Genomic DNA, 19,448 nt, shown 5'->3' on the forward strand with positions numbered 1-19,448 from the left:
GTCACTTGTCCGAGTGGCCCAGGGACTTTTCCGGGGCCACTCGGTCGCGTACGAGGCGCTTCACCGCCGTGGGTTCCGGGAAGCCCTGCTCCCGCCGGTCCCAGACGACCTCGTCGTCGACCCGTACGACGAAGACACCGCCGGTGCCGGGCTTCAGGGACAGCTCCGTCAGCTCGGTCTCGAACGTCGTGAGCAGCTCCTGGGCCAGCCAGGCGGCGCGCGGCAGCCAGCGGCACTGGGTGCAGTACTCGATCTGAACGCGGTGGATCTCTGTCATCCGAGGTGTACCGACCAATCCTGTTCCGCCGCCGGTTTGCCGTGCAGGTCGGGGACCCGCTTCAGCCAGTCCGGCCGGCCTTCCTGGGTTTTCGCCGCGCGGTGGGCGTCTTCGGCGGCGAGCTCCTCCTGGGTGGGGAAGTCCGTGGGCAGCCAGGCCGCGGAGGCCCGCACGCGGGCGTGCAGATAGCCGACGTAGGCCTCGCGGACCGCGTCGGGGGTGGTGAAACCGGGCTCTTCCATGAGCCAGGCGTCGGGCACCTCGGCCAGGACCGAGCGCAGGAGTTCCTCGGTCACCAAGGGGGCGAGTGCGGCGTCCGCCGACCGCGTGTCCGGGGCGTAGCCACCGAGCGCGTGGCGCCGGAAGTCGTAGGCCTTCTCCGGTGCCGAGGCGTCCCAGCGGTGGTGGAAGACCAGGGCGGCGCCGTGGTCGATGAGCCACAGGTGCGGGGGCGCGGTGCCGAAGGTGGGCCAGATCATCAGGTTCGAGCTGTGCACCGTGCGGTCCACGTTGACCGTGAGGGCGTCGAGCCAGATCACCTTGCCCGCCTCCAGCGGGTCGACGGGGAACGTCTTGGCGATCTCCGGGGTGAAGTCCTTCGCGCCCGGCAGATAGTCCATGCCGAGGTTGAGGCCTGCGCTGGAGCGCAGGAGGTCCTGGACCTCCTGGTGGGGCTCGTGCTCACCCACGGCCGGGTCGAAATGCACGAGGACCAGCTCGGGGAACCTCAGCCCCAGGGCGCGCGCCAGCTCACCGACGATGATCTCCGCGACCAGCGCCTTGCGGCCCTGCGCGGAGCCCGTGAACTTCACGACGTACGTCCCCAGGTCATCGGCCTCGACGACTCCGGGCACGGAGCCGCCCGCCCTCAGCGGGGTCACGTATCGAACAGCGGTCACGTCGCGCAGCACACCGGCAAGCCTAAGGCAGCGGACCGGACAGGTGACCGGCATCTCCGCGCCGCCCGGCCCCGGGCACGATCGCAGGTCACGCCCCTCACTCCAGGCGGACGATCAACTCGAGGTCTCCCGGAGCGGGTTGGGCAACGGCACATATCGCGCGTCCGCGCCGTCCGCGCCCGTCCACCGCAGCAGCAGGTTCGTCTTGCCGGGGAGGGCCGGCGAGGCGAGCAGGTCCGCTATCTCGGGGAGGCCGCGCTCGGTGTCGTAGCGGATCAGCTCCCGTCGTACGGCGGGCCACGGGTCCAGGCCCGGGTGGCGTTCGGCGAGGAGCGCGGCGAGTTCGGCGAGGTGGTTGACGAACAGGCAGTACACGAGGCGCTCCCAGCCGGCCGCGCGCGTCACCCCGGGCAGCAGCTTCACGCCCTCGGCGTCCCGGAAAAGTGCCTGCACGGGCATGCCGTCGGCGTCGACGGCGACCAGCGAGTTCTGCACGTGCGCCTCGACGACGACGCCGTGCCGCGCGAACGCCTCCAGCACCGGGGGCACGACCTGGCGCAGATACGCCGCCCACCAGGATGAGGGGTCGGTGAGCCGGTCGAGAGGGCTGCCGTCGAAGCCTTCCACGAGGGCGGCCGCCAGGAGCGGGGTCGCGCCCGGCACCAAGTGCCGGCGCAGTCCGTCGCGCACGAGGACGGCGAGTTCCTCGAAGGCGAAGTCGGCGGTGCGGTAGCCGCGGTCGCTCAGCCAGGCCGCGGGGCCCGGCACGGCTGCGAAGGCCGTGGCGGTCGCCTCGTCGGTGCGGCGCATTTTCAGCAGGTCGTGCCGCCACAGCCGGCGAATGTCGTTGGTGATGCGCACATCGAGGCTGAACTTCACGAACAGGTCGTCCTCGGGCGCGTACAGCGTGCGGACGGCGGCCGTCGGCCACAGCGGCCGTACGGTGCGCCCCAGGCGTAGCAGCCGGCCGTCCGCGAAGGCGTCCTGGATCTCCGGGCGGGCGCCGACCAGGTCGAGCTGCCAGGGGTGGGCGGGCAGCAGCCGGTAGCCGGGCGGGGTCCGGCCGAGGGCGTCGAGTGCCGTCGTGTCGCCCTCCTCGACGACCGCGTCCGCCCGCACGGCGAGCAGGTCCAGCGGGAAGCGGGCGTACGCCTCCGGCGCGTACGGCAGCCAGCCGGAGACCGGGCCGCCGCCGCGGGCCTTGGGCGCGGGGTGGTACGGGTGCCCGGTGATCAGGGAGTGTTCGGAGCGCAGATACGGGTCCTCGGGCGGTGTCGTGCGGGCGCGCGCGGTGAGCAGCGCGGCCACCGCGTCCCGGCTGTCGATCATCTCGGAGGGCAGTTCGGAGTTGGACAGACCGGTACAGCGGCGCAGTTCCTCGGCGGTGAGTTTGACCAGCTCGGGGTGGGTGAGCCGATGCCAGGCGCCGCCGGCGTACACCTCGGGTTCCCTGGGCCGCCGAGCACCCCGAACCCGCAGCAGTCGGCGACTGGCCCGGAGCCGGAACACGCCCGTGTCCTGCGCCGGCTCCCCCACTTCCCGCAGGAGACAATTGAGCAGTGGCGCGGCGGCGTACGCGTCGGCGGCCTCTTCCGTGTCACCCCTGTCGAGCGGGGGGAGCTTGGGGGGCATGGAGTCCACGCGATCCATTCGTCCATACGGTGCACTGGTGATCAGTATGTCTGCCGTCGCGGACGACCGCGACGCAGTCCCCGTACCCAAGGAGCCCGACCGTGCATCGTCCCCCCACGTTCGAGGACGAGGCGGCGCTGGCCGACGAGCTGAGCGTCGTGCGCCCCGGCCTGTCGGCGCCGTACGCGCAGGCGCTGCCCGGCGCCCGGGCGGCCGTGCTGACCCGTCTGTGGCGGGCGCTGGCGCATGAGCCGCTGCCGTGGATCGCGCGCCGCGAGCCGGGCCTCGACGGTCTCACACTCCGCCTGACCGACGGCCGCCGGCTGCACGGACCGTACGCGGACCCGTACGCCACCACCGCGTATGTCACCGAGGTGCGCCTCGACGGCAAGCCGTACCTTCATCCGGCCCGGCTCGTCGAAGCCCTCGCGGTCCCGAACGGTCCCGCCTTCGCGGCCGAGCTCGACGACAGCGTGGCCTCCTTGGCGCTGTCCCGCGCGGGGCAGCCGGCCTCGTGCGACCCGGCCGAGTCCGTGCCGAGCCGGACCTGGGAGCAGCGGGTCGTCGACGGGCATCCGTACCACCCCAACTGCCGTTCGCGGCCGGGGTTCTCGGTGGCCGAGCAGCTCGCGTACGCGCCGGAGCACCGGCCGCTCGTGGAGCTGGGACTGGTGGCCGCGGACGACTGCCTGGTCACGGGCGAGTGGCCGAAGTGGCTGCGGGACGGGGAGCGCGTCCTGATTCCGGTCCACCCCTGGCAGTCGGCCCATGTGCTGGACCGTCCGGTCCAGGACCGGCTCACCGCCCATCCGTTGATGTCCCTGCGCACCCTCGCCCTGCCGGACGGCCCGCACGTCAAGACCGCGCTGAGCGCGCGGCTGACCTCCTCGGTGCGCGACATCTCGGTGTACTCGGTCGAAACGGCCGAGACCGTCTCGGCGTTCATGGAGAAGGTGACCGATCGCCTGGGCCTGCCGCTGCACATCACCCGGACCCTGGGCGCCGTCACCGCCAACAGCCCCGATCTGGCCGCGGTGTTGCGGGAGTCCCCGGACGAGTACGCGCGGCCGGGCGAGCAGGTCGTCCCGGTGGCCGCCCTTCCCCTGACCGGTCTGACCGAAGACCCCACCTGGCTCGGGGGGTTCACCCGGCTCGTCCTCACCGTCGGGCTGCGGCTGCTCGGCCTGGGCGTGGCCCTGGAGGCACACGGCCAGAACCTGCTGGTGGTTCTCTCCCCCGCGGGCGCCCCAGTCCGGCTCATCTACCGCGACCTGGCCGACATCCGGATCAGTCCGGCCCGCCTGGCCCGCCACGGCATCCCGGCCCCGGCTCTGGCCGGCCGGATCGTCACGGACGACGAGACCACCCTGCGCCGCAAGCTCTTCGGCTCGCTCGTCGGCGGCACGTTGGGGGTGACGGCGGGTTCGACGGCCGCTCTGCGGGCGGCCCTGGAAACCGTCGTACGGGATCTGCCGGCCACCGCCGACCTCGCGGCCCTGCGCGACGAACCGCTGCCCACCAAGGCGTTGACCTTGATGCGCCTGTCGCCGGAAACGCCCGGGGACATCTGGGCGCGGTTGCCCAACCCGCTGGCGGGGCCCGGCTCCGGCGGCCACTCGATGTGAAGCACGTCTCGAAGCATGGGTTGAGACGCGGGTTGAGACACGGGTTGAGGCACGGGTTGAGGGAGCACGTTCGGAGCGCGTTTGGAAGCACGTTTTGGAGCACGCGTCACGGCCCGTTGCAGCCCGGTTTGAAGATCGTTTTGAAGCGCGGCACCTTTGATCAATAGGATCCGCCGATGATCACAAGACAACGGCTGGCAGCAGGAGTCTGCGCCCTGCTTGCCGCCCTGACGGCCGGAATCGCCTTCCCGGCCGGAGCGGTCGCCGACGAAACGGCGGAGCAGGCCGCTCCCAAGGTCGAACTCGTGCTGGACGTCAGCGGTTCGATGCGGGCTCGGGACATCGACGGCGGGTCGCGGATGGCCGCGGCGAAGCAGGCGTTCAACGAAGTGCTCGACGCGACGCCGGAGGAGGTGCAGCTCGGCATCCGCACGCTCGGCGCCAACTACCGGGGAAATGACCGCAAGACGGGCTGCAAGGACACGGCGCAGCTGTACCCGGTGGGGACCCTGGACCGCACCGAGGCGAAGACCGCGGTCGCGACCCTCGCACCCACCGGCTGGACGCCGATCGGTCCGGCGCTGCTCAAGGCGGCCGACGACCTCGACGGCGGCGAGGGCACCCGGCGGATCGTGCTGATCAGCGACGGCGAGGACACCTGCCAGCCGCTCGACCCGTGCGAGGTGGCCCGCGAGATCGCGGCCAAGGGCATCGGTCTCACCATCGACACCCTCGGTCTGGTGCCCGACGCCAAGACCCGCGACCAGCTCAGCTGCATCGCGGACGCGACCGGAGGCACATACACCTCGGTCCGGCACAAGGAGGAACTCGCCGACCGCGTGGGTCAGTTGGTCGACCGGGCCGCCGATCCGGTGGTGACGCCGGTCGCCGTGGAAGGCGCCGCCGAGTGCGCGAAGGCGCCCACCCTCAAGTCGGGCCTCTACACCGACCGCGAGGAGTTCGCGCAGCACCGCTGGTACCGCGTGGGCGTCGAGCCGGGCCAGGAGCTGCGGGCCTCGGTGAGCGTCGCGGCGGACCGCGAAGTCAACCCGGACTACGGGGTGTTGCTGCGGGCCGTCACCGTGCACGGTCGCGAGATCGTCCGCGGCGAGGCGGCGGGCAACGGCCGCACGGACGTCATCTCGACCGGTCTGCGCTACCCGAAGGCCGAGAGCGACGACGAGAACGCCGCCGCCGAGGTCGTATGCCTCCAGGTGTCGAATGCGTTCTCCGCGGGCGCGGGCGTGAAGACGACGCCCGGTCTGCCGCTGGAGCTGACGGTCGACGTCGTCGACGGGCCCGACCAGGCGGGCGACGTGGCCTCGTTCGGCCTCGGCCGCGGCTGGTGGCTGCTCGGCGCCCTCGTACTCACCGGCTTCCTCGCGGGTGTGCTGTGGGGCTGGATCTCGCGCTGGCGGGTCGCGGTCTGGAGGACCAACTGATGTGTATCCGACGTGTGTTGACGACGACGGCGTTCATGCTGGGCGCCACCGTGGCTCCCGTTCTGCTCGGCGCCTCCGCCACTCCGGCCGTCGCGGACTCCTCGCCCTCGGCTTCGGCGAGTCCGTCGGGCGACGGCGGCGCGCCCACCGAGGCCGGTACGTCCTTCCGTACGGCGACCGAGATCGAGCAGGGTCAGCAGGCCACCGCGAGCGGCTCCACGGGTGACTACCTGTACTGGTCGTTCCCCGCGGACGCCGGACAGCGGCCCACCGTGAAGGCGACGGTCAAGTTGCCCGAGTCCTCGACGCGGAACGCCACCGAGACCTGGCAGATCGACGTGTACGACGGGCTGCGGCGCCGCCAGGCGTGCCAGTACGGGGCGCAGACGCGGACGGCGGCGCGGGACGCGGCCTCCGTGGACCTGTCCTGCACCCTGCGCACCGTACGCGCCTGGTCGGAGACCTGGGCCAACGACCCGCTGCCGGGCACGTACTACATCCGGCTGACCGCCACGGGTCTGGGGGCGTCCGAGCTGGGCCTGCCGGTGAGCACCGAGGTCAAGGTGGACTCCAAGGACATCGGCGGCTCGGCCGCGGTCGACGGCTCGCTCGCCGAGCCGCTCGTCCCGGGCATCGCGACGAGCGCCAAGAAGTCCGACGCGGACTCCGACTCGTCGACGGCCGCGCTGTCCTCGATCGAGCCCGACGACGGCTGGGCCTCCGGCTGGTGGTCCGACCGCTGGGTGTGGACCGCGATCGGCGGCATCCTCGCGGCCCTCGCGGGCATCGGCGGTTACGCACTGACGCGCGGGGCGGGACGGCCTTCGCGGGTGACGCCGGGCGCCTGACTCTTCAAGGAACGCCGGACGGGCTGAAAGTCTTCAGCCCGTCCGGCGTTTGAGGACGAGCGCGAAGCGCGATACGGGGGGCTGGGGGGCACCAGCCCCCAGGTACGGGACGGGCAGGGAGGAGGGGGCGAAAACCCATCCCGCGTCACGCCTCCCGCAGCACCTTGGCCACCGTGCCCTCCCCCGTCACCTCAACCCGCCCCGCACGCACCGCGTCCAGCAGCGCCAGCGCCCCGCGACTCACGGCCTCGCACGTCTCCGTGTCGAGTGTCAGCCGGGCATCCGGTTCCTCCGGGGCGGGCCCGTCCCCGTAGACCGACCCCTCCTCGGCCCCGAGCCACACATGGAACTCCCCTTCTTCCAGCCGGACTTCGACGAGTCCCTCCCCCTCCAGCCCCCGGAGCAACGGCAGGGCGAACCAGTGCGCCCGCACGGCATCCGTGGGCCGCCGCTCCCCCAGCGCGGGCGCCCCCCACTGCCCCAGCGCCTGCAGCACGGGCAGCAACTCCCGTCCCCGGCCGGTGAGTTCGTAGACGTACGCCGCACCCGGCGGCGGAAGGCGCCGCCGGGTGGTCAGCCCGTCGCGCTCCATGTCCTTGAGCCGGGACGCGAGCACGTCCGTGCTGACGCCCGGGAGGTCGGCATGCAGATCGGTGTAGCGGCGCGGTCCGCCGAGCAGCTCCCGGACGATCAGGAGGGTCCACCGGTCGCCGACGTCATCGAGGGCCCGGGCGGCGGAACAGTACTGGTCGTAGCTTCGGCGAGGTGACATGCGGCGCAGTCTAGCTATCTTGTTGGACTTTCCAAGCTCTAACTTGGTAAAACCAAGCAACACCACGAACCGGAGGGCGCAACGCATGGAGTTCCGGCAGTCGAGCAAGCTCAGCGAGGTCTGTTACGAGATCCGCGGCCCGGTGATCGAGCACGCCAACGCGCTGGAGGAGGCGGGCCACAGCGTGCTGCGCCTCAACACCGGCAACCCCGCGCTCTTCGGCTTCGAGGCGCCGGAGGAGATCCTCCAGGACATGATCCGGATGCTGCCCCGGGCGCACGGCTACACCGACTCGCGCGGCATTCTCTCCGCCCGCCGGGCCGTCGCCCAGCGCTACCAGGACCGGGGCCTGGAGGTGGGCGTGGACGACGTCTTCCTCGGCAACGGAGTCTCCGAACTGGTGTCGATGGCGGTGCAGGCGCTGGTCGAGGACGGCGACGAAGTCCTCATCCCCGCCCCGGACTTCCCGCTCTGGACTGCGGTCACCACCCTCGCCGGCGGCAAGGCCGTGCACTACCTCTGCGACGAACAGTCGGACTGGTACCCGGACCTGGACGACATGGCGGCGAAGATCACGGACCGTACCCGCGCGGTCGTCATCATCAACCCCAACAACCCCACGGGCGCGGTGTATCCGAAGGAGATCGTCGAGGGCATCCTCGACCTCGCGCGCCGCCACGGCCTCATGGTGTTCGCGGACGAGATCTACGACCAGATCCTGTACGACGACGCCGTGCACCACTCGGCCGCCGCGCTCGCCCCGGACTTGGTGGTCCTCACGTTCTGCGGCCTGTCGAAGACGTACCGCGTGGCGGGCTTCCGCTCGGGCTGGCTGGTCGTCACGGGCCCGAAGCAGCACGCGCGCAACTACCTGGAGGGCCTGACCATGCTCGCCTCCATGCGGCTGTGCGCCAACGCGCCCGCCCAGTACGCCATTCAGGCCGCGCTCGGCGGCCGCCAGTCCATCCACGAGCTGACGGCCCCCGGCGGCCGCCTCCACGAACAGCGCAACCGCGCCTGGGAGAAGCTCAACGAGATCCCCGGCGTCTCGTGCGTCAAGCCGAAGGGCGCGCTGTACGCGTTTCCGCGCATCGACCCCGAGGTGCACAAGATCCACGACGACGAGAAATTCGTCCTGGACCTCCTCCTCCGCGAGAAGATCCAGGTCGTCCAGGGGACCGGCTTCAACTGGCCCCGCCCCGACCACTTCCGCATCCTCACCCTCCCGCACGCCGACGACCTCGACGCGGCGATCAGCCGGATCGGGCGGTTCCTGAGCGGGTACCGGCAGTAGGGCCACCCGGCCGAGCCGGGGCTGCGCCGGTCGGCCGCCGGTGCCACCGTACGAGGGGACAGAAAGGGTTCGGCGATGGGTGACCTCCTCCTCGTACGGCACGGAGAAACCGAGTGGTCGTTGTCCGGGCGGCACACCGGGTCGACCGACATCCCGCTGACCGACAAGGGCCGGGAGCAGGCGCGGAGCCTGGCTCCGCTGATCGCACGCCATCACATCGCGGCGGCGTTCGTCAGCCCCATGCAGCGGGCGCGGGAGACGGCGCGGCTGGCCGGGGTCGGCGGGGCGCGGGTGGACGCGGATCTGTCGGAGTGGGACTACGGCGGGTACGAGGGGATCACGACCGTCGAGATCCAACGGAGCAGGCCCGACTGGTTCCTGTTCACGGACGGGGTCGCGGCAGGACCGCCCGAGCACCCCGGGGAGAGCCCGGACGAGGTCGGGGCACGCGCGGAGCGGATGCTGGCCAAGATCGACGCGGCGCTCGCCGAGGCGGAGGGCAGTGTCGTGGTCGTCTCGCACGGGCACTTCCTGCGGGTGCTGACCGCACGGCGGCTGGGACTGCACGCCTCGGCCGGCGCCCTGTTCCAGCTCAGCACCGGGACGATGAGCCGGCTGAGCACCGAGCACCGGCGGCATGTGGTGGCCGGGTGGAATGTCAGACCCGACGCGTACTGTTCCCATGGGCCGCTCCCCTCGGCAGGACAGACGCCCGGGGAGGAACTGACGGGCGGCTGAGGGAGCCGCCGTGCACGACAGGCGGCGGGAAGGAACGCGCCATGACACGACCGCCGACCGCCGCGCAGCGGCGTGTCATCGAGGCCGCCGACCCCGTGACCGGACGTCTGAAGGGCACGGAGACGCAGCTCGCCGCACTGGTCAAACGCGGGCTGGCCTTCCGGCATCCACGGCCGCCGCACGACCATTTCCTGACACCCGCCGGGCATCGCATACGGGAGGCGCCCGAGCCCGTCGCCGCCGTGGAGCCCCCCGTCGCGGCCGAGGCCGGTGTGTTCGCCGCGCGCATCGGCGGCGAGGAGGCGGCCGACGCCGGACCGTCACGCATACGCGAGGTGCGCAGCGCCTGGGAGGGGCTTCTGGAGCTGCGCCGGATGACCAATCCGGACGGTGACGTCGACCGTCCGTGCGGGTGGGAGCGTACGCATCTGGTGCAGGCCGCCGCGCTCGCGCTGGAGGCCGCGGGGCACCGGCCCGCGGGGGCGGAGGGCGGCGGTTACCGGGTGCGGGCGACACCGCAACCGGAGGCCGTCGCCGTGCGCGAGCCGGATTCCGGGGCGCTGCGCGCCTGCGCGGCCACGCTGCAGAAAGCGGGCTGGCAGGTCGGCGAGCACACGGAGCCTCGCACGGGGGCGCGGTATGTGCTCGCCTCGCCGCGACGCGTGTGAGGAGGGGGGGCCGGAATGGCTTGCGGTACAAGGGAGTTGGATGGATCAGTCCTGATCGCCGTTGATAAGGGGAAGTCGTGGCAGAGCCGTTTTCCGTCGCAGTGACCGTCCGCGGGTACGAGACCGACGTGCAGGGACACCTCAACCAGAGCGTGTATCTGCAGTACGCGGAGCACGCCCGCTGGTCACTGCTGCAAGCGGCCGGGATCAGTCAGACCGGGCTGACAGGCAAGGGCGTGGGCCCGGTGTCCCTGGAGACCACCATCCGCTACAAACGCGAGCTGCGCGCCGGGGACGAGGTCGAGGTGACCTGCGCATTCCAGTGGGGCGAGGGCAAGAGCTTCCGCATCGAGCAGACGATCCGGAAGACGGACGGCACGGTGTCCGCCGAGATCTCCGCGGTCGGCGGACTGCTCGATCTCAAGGAGCGCAGGCTGGTCGCCGACCCGCGCGAGTACTTCCGGGCACTGGCCACCGATCCGGGACTGTTCGGGCTCTGACCGTCCCGGGCGGGAGCCGCTGCGTAGCCGGAGCGGTAGCCGTGGCCGTCACGGGCGCGTGCCGTCCGGGCGTCGCGGCAGCGTGACAGTCACCGTCAGGCCGCTGCGGCCGGGGCGCGCGGCCCCCGCCCCGGCTCCGCGGGCCGGCCGTCAGTCCCGCGCGAAGGCCTCCTTGTGATCGTGCGCCCACCGGGCATACGTACGCGGCGCACGGCCCAGCACTTGTCGTACGCCCTCCGTCAGCACCGCGTTCCCGCCCTTGCGGACGTACGCCGTGCCCGCCAGGACGCCCTCGGCGTAAGTCGAGGACATGCCGGCCCGGAGGAACTGCTCGCGGAGCGCGTCCGAGGGTACGGCCACGGTGGTGACCGGGCGGCCGAGGGCCTCGGCGAGGGTGGCGGCCTGGTCGTGGGCGGTGAGGGGTTCGGGTCCGGTCAGGGTGTAGACACGGCCCGTGTGCCCCGGCGCGAGCAGGGCCTCGGCCGCGGCCTCCGAGACGTCACGCGGGTCGATGACGCCCTGTGTGCCGGTCCCGGTCATGTTGGGCACCGGATTGCCGGAGTGGATCGCGTCCGCCCAGCTCAGGGTGTTGGAGGCGAACGACGAGGGGCGCAGGATCGTCCACTCCAACTCACTTGCCCGGACTGCCTGTTCACCACCGAGATGCCAGTTGCCGACCGGCCCGAGGGCCGCCTCGCCCGTGCCGATGGCCGAGAGCTTCACGACCCGGCGCACGCCCGTCACGCGCGCCGCCGCGACCAGCGCCGCGTCGGCGTCCGCGACAGCTGCGCAACCTCTTCGCGGACGGTGTCGGTGTCTCGCCCAAGCACTACGCCCGCATCGCCCGGGTACGCCACATCCTCACGCACGCCCGCCGGTCCCCGGGCACCCCGTGGGCCCAACTGGCCGCCGCCACCGGCTACGACGACCAGTCGCACATGACCGCCGACTTCCGCACGCTGATGGGCGTCCCGCCCACGTCGTTCTTCACCGGCCGTCTTCCGGCTGCGCGGCCTTGTCAGGCGTTCGGGTCGGCACCGGTACCTGGTTGAAGCCGTAGTAGATCGCGATCAGGCCGTGGGCGGCCAGGGTGAGCGGGGCCGAGACGTAGGCCAGGCCGACCGTGGCGGGGTAGGCGAGGGAGCCGAGGGCGAAGCGGACGCGGGTGCGGCGGGCGCCCTCGATGTCGACGCGGGTGTCGAAGAGGTGGCCCGTGCGCGTGAGATGCCACCACAGGGCCTGGAAGGCCAGGGCCATCGCGACCATCACCATGCTGTAGACGGCGGCAGCGACATGGGATGCCTTGTCCTCGCGCAGATACTCCGCGAGCATCGCCGTCGGCCAGGGCACGGCGGCCACGACCATCAGCACGAGCAGGTTCAGGAACATCAGGGTGCGGTCGACCCGGGCGACGTAACTGAAGACCTGGTGATGGTTGATCCACATGATGCCGATGACCAGGAAGCTGACGACATAGGCGGCGTACGAGGGCCACTGCGCTCCCAGCGCGTGCCACAGGCCGCCGTGCTCACCCGGCTCGGGGACCTTGATCTCCAGGATCAACAGCGTGATGGCGATGGCGAAGACGCCGTCGCTGAAGGCCTCGACACGGCCCGACTCGTTCATGACGTGCACTCCCCCTCGCGGTCATGACTGTGCGCTCAGACGGTAGCCCAGCACCCGCTGCCCCCGATCACCAACTCGCCCTCACCGTACGGGTATACGCCACATGAAATCTCTGGTAGGAAACTTTCCTAACAGTACGCGGCCACGCCACACACCCCCCAACGGAGGTACCGTGCACACCCCCCACATAGGCACTTCACGTCGCACCCTGCTCGCCCTGATCGGAGCTTCGCTGGTGGCAGGTCCGATCATCGCCACCCAGTCCGCGACCGCCGCGCCGGCCGGTCTGGACGACCCGGCGAAGAAGGAGATCGCCATGAAGCTGGTCTCCAGCGCGGAGAACTCCTCGCTGGACTGGAAGGCGCAGTACAAGTACATCGAGGACATCGGCGACGGACGCGGCTACACCGCCGGGATCATCGGCTTCTGCTCCGGCACCGGCGACATGCTCGACCTCGTCGAGCTCTACACACAGCGCAAGCCCGGCAATGTCCTGGCCAAGTACCTGCCCGCGCTGCGCGAGGTGAACGGCAGCGACTCCCACGAGGGCCTGGACCCCGGCTTCGAGGGCGACTGGCGCAGGGCGGCCCAGGACTCGGCGTTCCAGCAGGCCCAGAACGACGAGCGCGACCGCGTCTACTTCAACCCGGCCGTACGGCAGGGCAAGGCCGACGGCATCGGTGTCCTCGGCCAGTTCACGTACTACGACGCCATCGTGATGCACGGCGACGGCGGCGACAGCACCAGTTTCAGCAACATCCGCAGGCGGGCGCTGGCCAAGGCCAAGCCGCCCTCCCAGGGCGGCGACGAGGTGACGTATCTCAACGCCTTCCTCGACGCGCGGGTGTGGGCCATGAAGCAGGAGGAGGCCCACTCCGACACCAGCCGGGTCGACACCGAGCAGCGGGTCTTCCTGCGCAAGCGGAATCTCAACCTTGATCCGCCGCTGGACTGGAAGGTGTACGGGGACAGCTACCACATCGGCTGAGGCCCCCGATACAAGCGGAGGGCGCGGCACATGCTGCCGCGCCCTCCGTACGCCCGGGTCGTCAGTGCGCCGGGACCGCCTTGAGGTCCTCGCCCGCCTCCATGGGATGGGTCACTTCGTCCGCGTCCCGCCCCTTGCCGAGGTGGTTGAAGACGAGGTTGAGGGCCACGGCCGCGATGCAGCCCGTCGAGATGCCCGAGTCCAGGACGATCTTCGCGGTCTCCGGGAACGCGTGGTAGAACTCCGGCGCGGTGATCGGGATGATGCCGACCGCGAGGGACACGGCGACGATCAGGACGTTGTTGTCCTTCTCCAGGCCGGCCCGTACGAGGGTCTGGATGCCGCTGGCCGCGACCGACCCGAAGAGGACGACGCCCGCTCCGCCGAGGACGGGACGCGGTACGACGGCGATCAGCGAAGCGGCCATCGGGCACAGGCCCATCAGCACCAGGAATCCGCCGCCGGTGGCGACGACGTACCGGCTGCGGATCCGCGTCATCGCGACCAGGCCGATGTTCTGCGCGAAGGCGCTGCACATGAAGCCGTTGAAGAGCGGGCTGATCGCCGAGCCGAGGGTGTCGGCGCGCAGGCCCGCCGCGATGGTCTTCTCGTCGGCGGGGCGCTCGACGATCTCGCCCAACGCCAGCATGTCCGCGGTCGATTCGGTCATCGAGACCACCATGACCACGATCATCGAGACGATCGCGGCGACCTGGAACTGCGGGGCGCCGAAGTGGAACGGCGTCGGGAAGCCGACGACGTCCGCGTCGGCCACCGGGCTGAAGTCCGTGACACCGAAGGGGATCGCGACGAGCGTGCCGATGACCAGGCCGAGCAGCACGGCGATCTGCTTGACGAAGCCGCGGGTGAAGCGGCGCAGCAGCAGGACGATGACGAGTGTCGCGGCCGCCAGGCCCAGGTAGGTCATCGAACCGTAGTCGTCCGCCCCGGGGTTGGGGCCCTGCGCCCAGCCGAAGGCGACCGGCAGCAGCGAGACGCCGATGAGGGTGATCACGGAGCCGGTGACGACGGGCGGGAAGAAGCGGACCGCCTTACTGAAGAAGGGGGCGGCTATGAAGCCGAGCACTCCCGCGACGATGACCGCGCCGAAGATGATCGGCAGCGCGTCGCTCTTGTCCTTGGTGGAGGCGACGACCGCGGTCATGGGCGCGACACCCGCGAAGGTAACGCCGTTGACGAACGGCAGCCTGGCGCCGATCTTCCAGAAGCCGAGGGTCTGCAGGAAGGTGGCGAGGCCCGCGGTGAACAGGCAGGCGCCGGTCAGGAAGGTCAGTTCGGTGGCCGACAGGCCGATGGCCGCGCCGACGATCAGGGGTGGGGCGACCACTCCGGCGTACATGGCGGCCACATGCTGCAGGCCGGTGGTCGCCATCTTCAGGGGCGGGAGTTTCTCGTCGACTGGGTGCTTGGAGTCGGCGGTCGGGGCTGGTATTGCATCGGTGCTTGGCTCGGGCTGGGCGGCCACGGCGGCTCCTCCGGTCGGTTTACACGTCAGCGTTGACGCGGGGTTCAAGGAGGTGATGCGCGGTCGTGCGGGACCGGGACAGTGACCGTGACACAGAGGGATTCCTGGTCACGGAGACCGTTCCGGGGAGCGCACGCGTCCACGCACACCCCCCGGAAACGGCCGCCATGGACCCCGCTCGGGTCCACGGCTACCGGCTGAGGGCCGTCCCCCTCAGCCGGAGATCTCCAGTTGTTCAGACCTGCACGCGATCCGCGCGGGCCGCACTGTCAGGCCCGTACGGTTGTCCGTGCCGGGCCGGACCGTCAGGCCTCCGCGGTGATCCGCGCCAGGCGCTGCGCCTCTTCCCGCGTGGAGCGGGCGATGGCGTCCTCGTCGACGTGCAGCAGGCGGCTGTCCTCGACGACCGGCTTGCCGTTGACGAGCGAGAGGGTTACCGGGGCCGCCGCGCCGAAGACCAGCGCGGTCACCGGGTCGGCGATCGAGGCGTGCGCCAGGGTGTCCAGCTTCCACAGCACGATGTCGGCGAGCTTGCCCGGCTCCAGGGAGCCGATCTGCGAGGCGCGGCCCAGGACCTGGGCGCCGCCGTATGTGCCGAGGCGCAGCGCCTGACGGGCGTTCAGGGCGGCCTCGCGGTGCGCGCCGAGGCGGTTGATGAGGAGGGCGTTGCGCAGCTCGGTGTGCAGCTCGCCGGACTCGTTGGAGGCGGTGCCGTCGACCCCGAGGCCGACCGGGACGCCGGCCGCCAGCATGTCGGGAACGCGCGCGATACCGGCCGCCAGACGGGCGTTGGAGGACGGGCAGTGGGCCACACCCGTCTTCGTACGGGCGAAGGCGGCGATGTCGGAGTCGTTCATGTGGACGCAGTGCGCCATCCACACGTCCTCGCCGAGCCAGCCGGTGGACTCGAAGTAGTCGGTCGGGCCCATGCCGAACAGTTCCTTGCAGAACTGCTCCTCCTCCACGGTCTCCGAGCCGTGCGTGTGCAGCCGTACGCCCTTGCGGCGGGCCAGCTCGGCGCCCTGCTTCATGAGTTCGGTGGAGACGGAGAAGGGCGAGCAGGGCGCGACGGCGACCTGCGTCATGGCGTCGAAGGACGCGTCGTGGTGCTCGTCGACGGTCGCCTCGGTGGCGGCGAGGGCGCCTTCGAGGGTCTCGACGGCGAAGTCCGGCGGCAGACCGCCGTCCTTCTCGCTGCGGTCCATGGACCCGCGGGCGAGGGTGAAGCGGACGCCCATCTCACGTGCGGCCCGGATGACGGCGCCGGACAGGTCGCCGGAGCCCTTCGGGAAGACGTAGTGGTGGTCCATGGCGGTGGTGACACCGCCGCGGGCCATCATGGCGAGGGAACCCTGTGCGGCGGAGTACACCATCTTCTCGTCGATGCGCGCCCAGGTCGGGTACAGCGCGACGAGCCAGTTGAAGAGGTTGTGGTCCGTGGCCAGGCCGCGGGTGATCCACTGGTAGAAGTGGTGGTGGGTGTTGACCAGGCCGGGGGTGGCCAGGTGCCCGGTGCCGTCGATGCGGCGGACCACGTTCTCCAGGTTCTCGGGGGCCTTTCCGGCGCCCACCGACTCGATCTTGTTGTCGGCGACGACGATGTGGCCCGAGGCGTACTCGGTGTCACCTGCGTCCACAGTCGCGATGGAACAGTTCTCGATCACGATGCGCGAAGCTGCCACGGCGGTTCCTCGTTCTTCCCATTGGCGGACGGACCCGGGGGTCGAGCGGGGTGACGACCGGGTCCGTGGTGCTGTTGTTGCGCAGATGCCCCCGCTCTCCCCTGGGACTTGACGCCGGCGCACGCGTCGGGGGTGGAGCAGCAGTACTGCTGGCCGCAGTACTACAGGTTGGTGAGGTCCTCCGGGATGTGCGGCTCGCAGCCGTCGCGCAGAATGGTGGCTTCGATCAGCCCGTACGGACGGTCGGCCGCGAAGTAGACCTCGTTGTCGTTCTCGAGTCCGAACGGCTTCAGGTCCACCAGGAAGTGGTGCTTGTTCGGGAGCGAGAAGCGGACCTCGTCGATCTCGCTGCGGTTGTTGATGATGCGCGAACCCATTTGGTACAGGGTCTGCTGCAGCGACAGCGAGTACGTCTCCGCGAAGGCCTGGAGCATGTGCTTCCTGACCTGGTCGTAGGACTTCTCCCAGTTGGGCATCTTCTGCTCGTCGCCGCTCCAGTTGAAGCGCCAGCGGCCGGAGACCTGGGTGGCCAGGATGCGGTCGTACGCCTCCTGGAGCGTCGTGTACTTGTCCTTGACGTAGCCCCAGAACTCGGAGTTCGTCGAGTTCATCACGACGAGGTCCTTCAGGCCGGAGATGACCTCCCACTTCTCACCGTCGAAGGTGATCTGGGTGACCCGGGTCTCCTGGCCCTTGCGTACGAAGGAGTGCTTGACCGCGTCGGCGCCAATGAACTTGGAGTTGGCGTCCGAGGTCTCGATGCGCTCCCAGGCGTACTCCTCGATGCGGATGCGCGCCTGCTTGATCGGCTCCTGGCTCGTCACGAAGTGCCGGGCCAGGTGGATTCCGAACTGCTCGGCGGACTCGATGCCGTACTCCTTGGCGAAGGCGTACACCGTGTTCTTCGTGGTGTCCGTCGGCAGGACGTTCGCGTTGGAGCCCGAGTAGTGGACCTCCTCCATGTCGCCGCTCAGCGCGACCGACACGTTCAGGTCCTTGATGTGGTGCGTGTCGCCGTTGCGGGTGATCTTGACGACGCGGTTCTCGGCCTTGCCGTACTGGTTCTGTCCCAGAATCGTGGGCATGTCTGCTAGCTCCCTCGGTAAACGGAGTAGCCGAACGGGTTGAGCAGCAGCGGTACGTGGTAGTGCTCGCCCGGCTTGACGGCGAAGGTGATCGCCACTTCCGGGAAGAACACTCCGCTCGCACCGCTGTCCCGATTCGCGGGGGCGTCCTGCTGCGCATCGGCTTGCTTTTTTTCTGAATCCGACTCGAAATACCGCTCGACCGCGAAGTCGAGCCGTACGTGGGTCGTCCCCTCCGGCAGCGCCGGAAGGTCCTTGCACCTGCCGTCCGCGTCGGTCGCGGAGCCGCCGAGCGCCTGCCAGGCCGCATCACGCCCGGAGCGGGCCGCAAGCTGGATGGCCACACCCTCGGCGGGACGTCCGACGCTGGTGTCCAGAATGTGCGTGGACACGGAGGCCGTGGTGTCGGTGCTCATGCCTCTTCTTCCTCTACGAGATTGCCGAGGCGGATGCGGTTGATCTTGCCCAGCTCGGCGCGGACGATCTCGCGCTCCTGCTCGGGCGAGTTGCCGATCCGCTCCTTGACCGCGTCGCGCATCTGCTCGCCGGTCCGGCCGGTGGCGCAGATGAGGAAGACGTGGCCGAACTTCTCCTGGTAGGCCAGGTTCAGTTCGAGCATCTCCTCCTTGAGCTCCTCGGAGGCGCCGGCCATGCCGCGCTGCTCCCGGGAGGAGGTCGGGTCCCCGGGCTTCGGCCGCCCGATCGGCGGGTGCCCCGCCATCGCCTCCTCCAGGTCCGCGGTGGTCAGCTCGGCCATAAGGGCGTCGCTCGCGGCGAAGAGTTCGTCGATGGTGGCGAAGGGGCGGCGGGCGAGCAGGCCGCTGCCGTATGCCGATGAGGCGCACACCTCGTGGAGGGCGGCGGAGGCCGCGGGCTCCTCCAGGGCGTTGAACCGGGCGAGGCCGCCAGGTGTTGTACTCGAAGTCACGGGAAGCCTCCGTGGCCTTGTGCTGGACGGGCTGCGGATAGCTAACGCCCTCGGAAACACCACGTCAACACTTTGTTGAAAACTTCGGGTAACAAAAACCGCCGTCCGGGCAGTCCGGACGGCGGCGGGTGGGGCGGTCGGCCTCAGTCACCCTTCGCGGCGTTTTCCCTGTTCAGGTAGTTGTAGACGGTGAAGCGGCTCACGCCGAGGGCACTCGCCACGGTCTCCACGCCGTGCCGCACGGAGAAGGCTCCACGCGCTTCCAGTATGCGCACGACCTCCTGCTTGGCCTTGCGGTCGAGGTCGGCCAGCGGCCTGCCCTGCTTGCGCTCCAGAGCGGCCAGGATGTGGTCGAGGGAGTCGGCGAGCTGAGGCAGGCGCACGGCGACTACGTCCGTACCCTCCCAGGACAGCACGACGTCGTCGGTGCCGGCCTGGTCGGGCGGCAGCATCTCGCCCCCCATGGCGTCGACCAGCGGCTTGACCGCCATGACGAAGGGGTCGTCCCCGAAAGCGGTCACCGCTCCCCCTCCTCGACCACGTTGAGCTGCAGGGAGACCCGGGTGGCCCCCGCCTCCAGACTCTTGCGCAGCAGCGCGTCAACCGCGGTGAGGACCGCGTCCGCGCCGCCCTCCGCGGTGTTGCCGAACGGGCCGACGTCCACGGCGTCCAGCTCCGCCGCCTCGATGACCTCGCGGGCGACCAGCGCGTGCGGGGGCGCCTCCTCGAGGTCGAAGGGTTCGGTCGTGAACTCCACTCTCAATCGCACTGTGCCCCCATGGCATTGGTTCTGACCTACGAGTTTCCTCAGCTCTGGCTGAGAGGGCACATCCGGGGCACATTCTGCCGTCAGGCGGGTCAGCGCGGCGTCGGTGTGTCCCGGTCGCTCCGAGACGACCTTAACGGACTCACCCGTAGCGATCAGCGGGGATGCGTGTCCCGGGCGCTGTCAGGTCCC

Annotated in this window: 21 protein-coding genes and 1 pseudogene; 9 read left to right on the top strand and 13 right to left on the bottom strand. The window is 70.4% G+C overall.

Features of this window, described 5'->3' with window-relative positions:
- Position 1: 1 nt before the first annotated feature.
- From ACZ4RZ_RS29475 to ACZ4RZ_RS29485, 3 genes are all read right to left on the bottom strand, one after another.
- Positions 2-277 (bottom strand): Rdx family protein, encoded by a 276-nt coding sequence (locus ACZ4RZ_RS29475; RefSeq protein WP_189191774.1) that lies wholly within the window; start codon positions 275-277, stop codon positions 2-4.
- Positions 274-1,188 carry a HipA family kinase gene (locus ACZ4RZ_RS29480; RefSeq protein ID WP_467749074.1) on the bottom strand — a complete coding sequence of 305 codons (915 nt, stop codon included), beginning with the start codon at positions 1,186-1,188 and terminating at the stop codon, positions 274-276. The genes ACZ4RZ_RS29475 and ACZ4RZ_RS29480 overlap by 4 nt, the downstream gene beginning before the upstream one ends.
- Before the next feature lie 102 nt (positions 1,189-1,290).
- Positions 1,291-2,826 carry an IucA/IucC family protein gene (locus tag ACZ4RZ_RS29485; protein ID WP_467749075.1) on the bottom strand — a complete coding sequence of 512 codons (1,536 nt, stop codon included), beginning with the start codon at positions 2,824-2,826 and terminating at the stop codon, positions 1,291-1,293.
- An 83-nt stretch (positions 2,827-2,909) separates the two neighbouring features.
- On the opposite strand from ACZ4RZ_RS29485, the gene ACZ4RZ_RS29490 reads away from it, so the two are divergent.
- The 3 genes from ACZ4RZ_RS29490 (at position 2,910) to ACZ4RZ_RS29500 (ending at position 6,723) form a co-directional block, all read left to right on the top strand.
- Positions 2,910-4,433, top strand: a complete 1,524-nt coding sequence (locus tag ACZ4RZ_RS29490) for an IucA/IucC family protein (RefSeq protein ID WP_467749076.1) — start codon at positions 2,910-2,912, stop codon at positions 4,431-4,433.
- Positions 4,434-4,609: 176 nt separating this feature from the next.
- Positions 4,610-5,875, top strand: coding sequence for a VWA domain-containing protein (locus tag ACZ4RZ_RS29495; RefSeq protein ID WP_467749077.1), 1,266 nt, complete (start codon positions 4,610-4,612; stop codon positions 5,873-5,875).
- The gene (locus ACZ4RZ_RS29500; RefSeq protein ID WP_467749079.1) at positions 5,875-6,723 is read left to right on the top strand and encodes a hypothetical protein; all 849 of its coding nucleotides are present in this window, start codon (positions 5,875-5,877) and stop codon (positions 6,721-6,723) included. Before ACZ4RZ_RS29495 ends, ACZ4RZ_RS29500 begins: the two co-directional genes overlap by 1 nt.
- Before the next feature lie 145 nt (positions 6,724-6,868).
- Here the strand turns inward: ACZ4RZ_RS29500 and ACZ4RZ_RS29505 are convergent, their stop codons facing one another.
- Positions 6,869-7,495, bottom strand: coding sequence for a winged helix-turn-helix transcriptional regulator (locus tag ACZ4RZ_RS29505; protein WP_467749081.1), 627 nt, complete (start codon positions 7,493-7,495; stop codon positions 6,869-6,871).
- A gap of 85 nt (positions 7,496-7,580) precedes the next feature.
- Between ACZ4RZ_RS29505 and ACZ4RZ_RS29510 the strand changes: the two genes are divergently transcribed.
- The 4 genes from ACZ4RZ_RS29510 (at position 7,581) to ACZ4RZ_RS29525 (ending at position 10,695) form a co-directional block, all read left to right on the top strand.
- A complete protein-coding gene (locus tag ACZ4RZ_RS29510; protein WP_467749083.1) occupies positions 7,581-8,789 on the top strand; it encodes a pyridoxal phosphate-dependent aminotransferase in 1,209 nt (402 codons plus the stop codon).
- 75 nt (positions 8,790-8,864) lie between these two features.
- On the top strand, positions 8,865-9,527 hold the full coding sequence (locus ACZ4RZ_RS29515; protein WP_467749085.1) for a histidine phosphatase family protein: 663 nt from the start codon (positions 8,865-8,867) through the stop codon (positions 9,525-9,527).
- Between the two features lie 41 nt (positions 9,528-9,568).
- The gene (locus ACZ4RZ_RS29520) at positions 9,569-10,195 is read left to right on the top strand and encodes a hypothetical protein (protein WP_467749087.1); all 627 of its coding nucleotides are present in this window, start codon (positions 9,569-9,571) and stop codon (positions 10,193-10,195) included.
- A gap of 77 nt (positions 10,196-10,272) precedes the next feature.
- A complete protein-coding gene (locus tag ACZ4RZ_RS29525; protein ID WP_467749089.1) occupies positions 10,273-10,695 on the top strand; it encodes an acyl-CoA thioesterase in 423 nt (140 codons plus the stop codon).
- 150 nt (positions 10,696-10,845) lie between these two features.
- Here the strand turns inward: ACZ4RZ_RS29525 and ACZ4RZ_RS29530 are convergent, their stop codons facing one another.
- Complete coding sequence (locus ACZ4RZ_RS29530) at positions 10,846-11,439, bottom strand: NAD(P)H-binding protein (protein ID WP_467749091.1); 594 nt, start codon at positions 11,437-11,439, stop codon at positions 10,846-10,848.
- Between the two features lie 35 nt (positions 11,440-11,474).
- On the opposite strand from ACZ4RZ_RS29530, the pseudogene ACZ4RZ_RS29535 reads away from it, so the two are divergent.
- Positions 11,475-11,747 (top strand): annotated as a pseudogene (locus tag ACZ4RZ_RS29535) (helix-turn-helix domain-containing protein); the annotation flags it as partial.
- Here the strand turns inward: ACZ4RZ_RS29535 and ACZ4RZ_RS29540 are convergent.
- The gene (locus ACZ4RZ_RS29540; RefSeq protein ID WP_467749093.1) at positions 11,683-12,321 is read right to left on the bottom strand and encodes a TMEM175 family protein; all 639 of its coding nucleotides are present in this window, start codon (positions 12,319-12,321) and stop codon (positions 11,683-11,685) included. The pseudogene ACZ4RZ_RS29535 and the gene ACZ4RZ_RS29540 overlap by 65 nt on opposite strands.
- Positions 12,322-12,493: 172 nt before the next feature.
- Here ACZ4RZ_RS29540 and ACZ4RZ_RS29545 point away from each other — a divergent pair, with 172 nt between their 5' ends.
- Complete coding sequence (locus tag ACZ4RZ_RS29545) at positions 12,494-13,309, top strand: chitosanase (protein WP_467749095.1); 816 nt, start codon at positions 12,494-12,496, stop codon at positions 13,307-13,309.
- 61 nt (positions 13,310-13,370) lie between these two features.
- Here ACZ4RZ_RS29545 and ACZ4RZ_RS29550 read toward each other — a convergent pair whose 3' ends face one another.
- From ACZ4RZ_RS29550 to ACZ4RZ_RS29580, 7 genes are all read right to left on the bottom strand, one after another.
- Positions 13,371-14,702: a nucleobase:cation symporter-2 family protein gene (locus ACZ4RZ_RS29550; RefSeq protein WP_467749403.1), complete on the bottom strand. Its 1,332-nt coding sequence runs from the start codon at positions 14,700-14,702 to the stop codon at positions 13,371-13,373.
- Positions 14,703-15,100: 398 nt separating this feature from the next.
- A complete protein-coding gene (locus ACZ4RZ_RS29555; protein WP_467749096.1) occupies positions 15,101-16,477 on the bottom strand; it encodes an 8-oxoguanine deaminase in 1,377 nt (458 codons plus the stop codon).
- Between the two features lie 161 nt (positions 16,478-16,638).
- Positions 16,639-17,562 carry a factor-independent urate hydroxylase gene (pucL, locus tag ACZ4RZ_RS29560; protein ID WP_467749098.1) on the bottom strand — a complete coding sequence of 308 codons (924 nt, stop codon included), beginning with the start codon at positions 17,560-17,562 and terminating at the stop codon, positions 16,639-16,641.
- Positions 17,563-17,567: 5 nt separating this feature from the next.
- Complete coding sequence (gene uraH, locus ACZ4RZ_RS29565) at positions 17,568-17,978, bottom strand: hydroxyisourate hydrolase (RefSeq protein ID WP_467749100.1); 411 nt, start codon at positions 17,976-17,978, stop codon at positions 17,568-17,570.
- Positions 17,975-18,490, bottom strand: coding sequence for a 2-oxo-4-hydroxy-4-carboxy-5-ureidoimidazoline decarboxylase (gene uraD, locus ACZ4RZ_RS29570; RefSeq protein ID WP_467749101.1), 516 nt, complete (start codon positions 18,488-18,490; stop codon positions 17,975-17,977). Before uraD ends, uraH begins: the two co-directional genes overlap by 4 nt.
- Before the next feature lie 143 nt (positions 18,491-18,633).
- A complete protein-coding gene (locus ACZ4RZ_RS29575) occupies positions 18,634-19,011 on the bottom strand; it encodes a helix-turn-helix domain-containing protein (protein WP_467749102.1) in 378 nt (125 codons plus the stop codon).
- Positions 19,008-19,259: a YkoF family thiamine-binding protein gene (locus ACZ4RZ_RS29580; protein WP_467749103.1), complete on the bottom strand. Its 252-nt coding sequence runs from the start codon at positions 19,257-19,259 to the stop codon at positions 19,008-19,010. The genes ACZ4RZ_RS29575 and ACZ4RZ_RS29580 overlap by 4 nt, the downstream gene beginning before the upstream one ends.
- Positions 19,260-19,448 lie beyond the last annotated feature (189 nt).

It is taken from the genome of Streptomyces sp. NPDC027189 (genome assembly GCF_055566975.1).